This window comes from Mycobacterium sp., assembly GCF_035274705.1.
Lineage (GTDB): Bacteria > Actinomycetota > Actinomycetes > Mycobacteriales > Mycobacteriaceae > Mycobacterium.
This window is the reverse complement of the sequence record NZ_DATENY010000074.1, coordinates 1-6,226: the sequence shown is the minus strand read 5'-3', so window position 1 is coordinate 6,226 and position 6,226 is coordinate 1. Positions and strand designations below refer to the sequence as shown.

Sequence of the window (6,226 nt, the reverse complement as noted above, 5' to 3'; positions counted from 1 at the left end):
TTCCCGTGAGCTCTCCATCAAGCACGACGTCGACCCCAACGAGGTCGTCTCCGTCGGCGATGAGGTCGAAGCTCTGGTCCTCACCAAGGAGGACAAGGAAGGCCGCCTGATCCTGTCCAAGAAGCGCGCTCAGTACGAGCGTGCCTGGGGCACCATCGAAGAGCTCAAGGAAAAGGACGAGGCCGTCAAGGGCACCGTCATCGAGGTCGTCAAGGGCGGCCTGATCCTCGACATCGGCCTGCGCGGCTTCCTGCCCGCCTCGCTGGTGGAGATGCGTCGCGTCCGCGATCTGCAGCCGTACATCGGCAAGGAGATCGAGGCGAAGATCATCGAGCTCGACAAGAACCGCAACAACGTCGTGCTTTCTCGCCGCGCCTGGCTGGAGCAGACCCAGTCCGAGGTGCGCAGCGAGTTCCTCAACCAGCTGCAGAAGGGCGCCATCCGCAAGGGCGTCGTGTCCTCGATCGTCAACTTCGGTGCGTTCGTCGATCTCGGCGGTGTCGACGGCCTGGTGCACGTTTCCGAGCTGTCCTGGAAGCACATCGACCACCCATCCGAGGTCGTCCAGGTGGGCGACGAGGTCACCGTCGAGGTGCTCGACGTCGACATGGACCGCGAGCGGGTTTCGTTGTCGCTCAAGGCGACTCAGGAAGATCCGTGGCGCCACTTCGCCCGCACCCACGCGATCGGCCAGATCGTGCCGGGCAAGGTCACCAAGCTGGTGCCCTTCGGCGCGTTCGTCCGCGTCGAGGAAGGCATCGAGGGCCTGGTGCACATCTCCGAGCTCTCCGAGCGCCACGTCGAGGTCCCGGACCAGGTGGTTCAGGTCGGCGACGACGCGATGGTCAAGGTCATCGACATCGACCTGGAGCGCCGCCGCATCTCGCTGTCCCTCAAGCAGGCCAACGAGGATTACAACGGCGAAGAGTTCGAAGCGTGGAAGTACGGCATGGCCGACAGCTACGACGAGCAGGGCAACTACATCTTCCCCGAGGGCTTCGATCCCGAGACCAACGAATGGCTCGAGGGCTTCGAGAAGCAGCGTGAGGAATGGGAGTCCCGCTACGCCGAGGCCGAGCGGCGGTACAAGATGCACACCACGCAGATCGAGAAGTTCGCCGCTGCTGATGCCGCTGCCGCCGAGAAGCCATCCGCCAACGGCGCGTCGCGGTCCGAAGAGCCCGCGGCTGGTGGCTCGCTTGCTAGCGACGCCCAGCTCGCTGCGCTGCGGGAGAAGCTGGCCGGCAGCGCCTAAACAGCCTGCCGGATGCTGCGCATCGGTCTGACCGGCGGGATCGGCGCCGGCAAGTCGACGGTGTCCGCCACGTTCAATGAATGTGGCGGCATCATCGTCGATGGCGATGTGATCGCGCGCGAGGTCGTCGAACCCGGCACCGAAGGGTTGGCTCAGCTCGTCGAGGCTTTCGGTGACGAGATCCTGCTGCCCGATGGCGCGTTGAATCGGCCGGCATTGGCTGCCAAGGCGTTCGTCGACGACGAGCAGCGCGCCAAGCTGAACGGCATCGTGCATCCGCTGGTCGGGAAGCGTCGCCAGCAGATCATCGACGCTGTGCACGACGACGCCGTGGTGGTGGAAGACATCCCGCTACTCGTCGAAACCGGTATGGCGCCGATGTTTCCGCTCGTTGTCGTGGTGACCGCCGACGAGGAAACGCGGGTCGAGCGGCTGATCAAGCGGGGGATGGACGAGGCCGACGCCCGTGCACGCATCAAGGCGCAGGCTCCCGAAGAGCAGCGGCGCGCGATTGCCGATGTGCTGCTGGACAATTCGGGTTCGCAGGGCGAACTCGTCGAGAAGGCTCGCGATCTTTGGTACAACCGGGTGCTGCCACTTGCGCACAACATCCGGACCCGGCACTGCGTCCCGTACGACTACAAGCTGGTACCATACGACTCCACGTGGTCGGAGCAAGCCCAGCGGATCATCAAGCGCATTCAAATGGCTTGTGGCGCAAAGGCATTGCGCGTCGATCACATCGGCTCGACGGCGGTGCCGGGAATGGACGGCAAGGACGTCATCGACATTCAGGTGACCGTCGAATCACTTGATGTCGCCGATGAACTCGTCGATCCACTGACGAACGTCGGCTATCCGCGAGTCGAAGACATCACCACCGATACGCCCCACGCAGGGGATCCGGTTGTGTGGTCCAAGAGATTTCACGCATCGGCCGATCCAGGCCGGCCCGCGAATGTGCATGTGCGCGTCGATGGTTGGCCGAATCAGCAGTCTGCGTTGCTGTTCCCCGAATGGCTCAAGGCCGACCGGGATGCGCGCGACGAGTACGTCGCGGTCAAGAGAACTGCGACGGCTGCGCCCGACTACGTGCAGGCCAAGGAGCGGTGGTTCGCCGACGCTCACCGCCGCGCCTGGGAGTGGGCGAACGTTACCGGCTGGCGGCCGTAGCGCTAGGTCGCAGGCTCCGGTTGTGGCGCAGGCGCTGCCGCCGGGTCGGGGCTTGTCGCGGTTTGTCCCGGGACGGCTGTATCCAGGGGGGCACCGCATTGCAGCACGCCGTACAGCGGATCATTCTTGGGCCGTAGCAATCTCGGCGCGATGAACTGATCGGCTTGAGCCACGATTTCGTCGTCGACCAGGATCTCGCAGTGCAGGTTTGAGCCATACGGCCACTGGATCGACACTTCCATACCGGCCTGCTTCGGGTTCGCCAGAACAGTATTGACCTCGAAGGTGCTACCAGGCAGCAGCGTCGGCTGTTCGCTGTTGACGTTCGTGTCGTCGATCTTGTACGCGACCACCGCTCCCCGGGATGTGCCGTCGGCGCGGGCCCGATAGGTGACGTTGTGCAACTCCTGGCCGGGCGTGGGCTCCTGAACCTGCGGCGCGCCCTGCGGGTCGGCCAGTGCGGTCGCAGGGATTAACTGCGAGCCTGTCAGTGCAACGGCCAGAGCCCCGGCAGCCATCCATAACCGCGTGGTCGAACTCATGACAGCCGACATTACCCGCACGCGTCTCAATGGCCACATCGTTGCCAGCTCGATGCCGTCCTTCGGCCTGGCAGCGAGGACACCACAGCGTGGTCCTTCCGCTGGCCCGCCCCCGCTTGAGTCGGGTCGGCCAGCCAGCAGATCTCGTCGGTAAGCAGGTTGCCGAGTCCAAATTCGACCAAACGTATACAGGTTCAAGCCGACACGTTCATGCCTCGGAGCTCTTGCAACAGCGAGTGTGTTGACTGCCGAGGGCGACCCATGGCGATTTTGCAGTCTGGCTTCAACGTTAAGGGTTCATGCCGTCTAGGCTCAGCGTCGTCCGGCGATGTAACGGCCATAATTGGGGATCGCCAGCGAAGGGAGTTTCCACGCACACCGGTAGCCGCAGTGAGGATGCGGCAGAAGCGAGGCCCCGGCCCTCCGTGGTCTCGCACACGACACGGCTGGGGCATTTCGGTGCGGCGCGCCCGACCGGTGCGCGATGCCGAGGCATGTCATGGATGACGTCACGACGGTGGAGTATTGCTGCACGTTCGGCATTCATTGCCGGAGCGGTCGTGTTCATCGCGCTGGCTGTGGCGGGTGCCGCGTTGACCGTTGCGTTGTATCAGGTGCTCATTGCGGGGGTGGATGATTCTGCTGCGCGCCGTGTAGGCGACGTTGTTGCCGGACTGGAGTTTGACTCGGCCGCGGATTTGGATACCCCGCTGTTGGATACCGACCAGCGGATCGTCGCAGTGCAGGTACTCGACGACCACGGAAATGTCGTGGCGCGTTCCGACGGCGCGCCGGCTTCTCCGTTGGTGGCCCCGAGCGAGGTCGGGTCCACGATGCGCGTGGGTCTCACCGATGATGTACCGCCCGACAATGATCAGCGCGTCAGCGGGCGGACCGTAGATACAAAGTTCGGCCGGTACACCGTGTTGGTCGCCGGTGACACCGAGGCCGCGGAGTCAACGGTGCATACCGCGCTTTTGTTGCTGGCGGGGGCGTGTCCTGTCGTCGTCGCGGTCGCGGCCATCTCCACGTATCGGTTGATGTGCCGCTCGTTGCGATCGGTTGACGCCATCCGGGCCCGGGTTGCCGAGATCAGCACGTCTGATTTGACCGAGCGAGTGCCGGTGCCGCCGGGACGCGACGAGATCTCCGCGCTGGCTACCACGATGAACGACATGTTGGCCCGTATCGAAAGCGGCCACGCGGCGCAGCGCCAATTCGTCGGGGACGCATCCCATGAGCTGCGCAGCCCGCTGACGGCGATCATCTCAGCCCTCGATGTCGCCGTCGCCCACCCGGAAGTATTTGATCTGAAGTTGGCGACGAGCACGCTTGTCGCTGAAGCCGAGCGGATGCGGGTCCTCGTGGAGGATCTGCTGCTGCTGGCCCGCGCCGACGAGGGCAGGCTGGCGATGCACCGCGAGCCGGTTCGGCTTGACGACATCGCGACCGGCGAAGTTGTGCGCCAGCGTCGCATCGGACACCGCGACATCGGTATCAGTGCCGAGCCGACCGAGCTGCGCGGGGACAGCGCAGCATTGTCGCGACTGGTGCGCAATCTGCTGGAAAACGCTGCGCGGCATGCCCGTTCTCGAGTCGAGCTGACGGTACGTACTCTTGGTGAGTATGCGATTGTGACGGTCGCCGACGACGGCCCGGGTATCCCCGAACGGGACCGGATGCGGGTTTTTGACCGGTTCGTCCGGTTGGATAGCGACCGGGCGCGCAGCAGCGGCGGCACGGGTTTAGGGCTGGCCATCGTGGCCGAGATCGCGACCGCGCACGGCGGCGAGGTCACGATCGGTGAACGGAGCGGCGGCGGCACATTGGTGACGGTTCAGCTGCCGCTGACCAAGTTGCCTGACTCCAAGCGGTAGCCCACCCCCCGCACGGTCTCGATTGTGTTGGTGCCGAACGGTACATCGATCTTGCGGCGCAGATAACCGATGTAGACCTCCACGACGTTATCGGGGCCGCCGAAGTTCTCGTCCCAAACGCTTTGCAGTATTTGGGTTTTGGTGCACACCGCGTCGGTGTTACGCATCAGGTATTCCAGCAGGCCGAACTCGCGCGGACTCAGATCGATTGGCACACCTGCGCGGGTCACCAGGTGCCGACCCGGATCAAGAACCAAATCGCCGGCGGTCAACACCACGGGCCGTTGCGGTGCTCCGCGGCGGACCAGGGCGCGCAACCGGGCGACGAGCACCACGAAGGAAAACGGCTTGATCAGATAGTCGTCGGCGCCGAGATCGAATGCGTCGGCCTGGTCGTATTCGCCGTCTTTGGCGGTCAGCATCAGCACCGGTGTCCAGATCTGGCGCTCCCGGATTCGCCGCAGAATCTCATAGCCGCTGGGACCGGGCAGCATGATGTCAAGGATGATCACGTCGAAGTGGTGCTCGGTAGCCTGCCACAGCCCCTCGGTGCCGGTCTCGGCGTGCACGACGACGAATCCTTCGGCGCGCAGGCCGACTTTGAGGCTGGCAGCGACGTGTGCCTCGTCCTCGACTAACAGCACCTTCACCGGGCCCAACACCCCTGCTTCCGTAACCGCATCGCTACGCCTGCATTGGCCGGCGGCCGGCGCACCTGCCCGTGTGGGAGAACTCCACGGCACTCCGGTGTCAACGATGAGCTGTGATGGTCTCGTGTGAGCATGTCGGTGCGCCGGCCGGGTCTGTCACTTGCGGCGACTGCCTCACCATGGCAGAGCGGCACTGAGAAAACGCTGAGGGACACATGGGCTGCAGTCATTTCGCGCTCCTCCTCTTGTTAGAGGCTATTCGCATAGCACATCGAAGGCCGTTGCGCATCCAAACGCTCTTGGGGTTTTCTCAGCGCTGATTTGTCACACTCCCAGCCTTGTTGAAACAACGACGCAGCAGATGGTGCGCCGCTGACTTTGTGTGCGGCGGCATCGTTGGACCAGCAAGTGGCCGTGGGATGTCTTGCGCGACATTCGCAGTCATTGATGAAACAAACGCAACGGCAGTTCCGATGACGACACAACCAGCAAGTAGCTGGTGTGGGCTCAGCCAGGCAGAAGGGTTCGGCAACAACATGAAGGCAATCAGTCGGGTGCTGATCGCGATTCTCGCGGCTGTCGCAGCTGTGTTCGTGAGCACTGGCACCTCTCACGCAGGTCTGGACAACGAGCTGAGTCTGGTTGATGGTCAGGACCGGACTCTGACGATCCAGCAGTGGGACACCTTCCTCAATGGTGTGTTTCCCCTGGACCGCAACCGGTTGACCC

General features: G+C 63.8%; 5 protein-coding genes and 1 pseudogene. 4 read left to right on the top strand and 2 right to left on the bottom strand.

The genetic code is table 11. From position 1 onward, the window contains the following. Nucleotides 1–1,255: 30S ribosomal protein S1 (rpsA, locus tag VJV41_RS17115; RefSeq protein ID WP_325335784.1), on the top strand; the 1,255-nt coding region annotated here is incomplete at its 5' end. Between the two features lie 12 nt (nucleotides 1,256–1,267). Then, the gene (coaE, locus tag VJV41_RS17110) at nucleotides 1,268–2,428 is read left to right on the top strand and encodes a dephospho-CoA kinase (protein WP_325335782.1); all 1,161 of its coding nucleotides are present in this window, start codon (nucleotides 1,268–1,270) and stop codon (nucleotides 2,426–2,428) included. Between the two features lie 2 nt (nucleotides 2,429–2,430). On the opposite strand, the gene VJV41_RS17105 is transcribed toward coaE, so the two are convergent. Continuing rightward, nucleotides 2,431–2,970 (bottom strand): hypothetical protein, encoded by a 540-nt coding sequence (locus VJV41_RS17105; protein ID WP_325335780.1) that lies wholly within the window; start codon nucleotides 2,968–2,970, stop codon nucleotides 2,431–2,433. 494 nt (nucleotides 2,971–3,464) lie between these two features. Here VJV41_RS17105 and VJV41_RS17100 point away from each other — a divergent pair, with 494 nt between their 5' ends. Further along, entirely contained in the window at nucleotides 3,465–4,847 is a 1,383-nt protein-coding gene (locus tag VJV41_RS17100; protein WP_325335778.1) for a HAMP domain-containing sensor histidine kinase, read from the top strand. Here VJV41_RS17100 and VJV41_RS17095 read toward each other — a convergent pair. Beyond that, nucleotides 4,808–5,497 carry a response regulator transcription factor gene (locus VJV41_RS17095; protein WP_325335776.1) on the bottom strand — a complete coding sequence of 230 codons (690 nt, stop codon included), beginning with the start codon at nucleotides 5,495–5,497 and terminating at the stop codon, nucleotides 4,808–4,810. The genes VJV41_RS17100 and VJV41_RS17095 overlap by 40 nt on opposite strands. A 536-nt stretch (nucleotides 5,498–6,033) precedes the next feature. Between VJV41_RS17095 and VJV41_RS17090 the strand changes: the two are divergent. After that, a pseudogene (locus VJV41_RS17090) lies at nucleotides 6,034–6,226 on the top strand (porin); the annotation flags it as partial.

What these genes read in the sequence shown, in the direction of transcription:
- coaE (WP_325335782.1), top strand. Translation starts at nt 1,268, where the DNA reads ATGCTGCGCATCGGTCTGACCGGCGGGATCGGCGCCGGCAAGTCGACG.
- VJV41_RS17105 (WP_325335780.1), bottom strand. Translation starts at nt 2,970, where the DNA reads ATGAGTTCGACCACGCGGTTATGGATGGCTGCCGGGGCTCTGGCCGTT.
- VJV41_RS17100 (WP_325335778.1), top strand. Translation starts at nt 3,465, where the DNA reads ATGTCATGGATGACGTCACGACGGTGGAGTATTGCTGCACGTTCGGCA.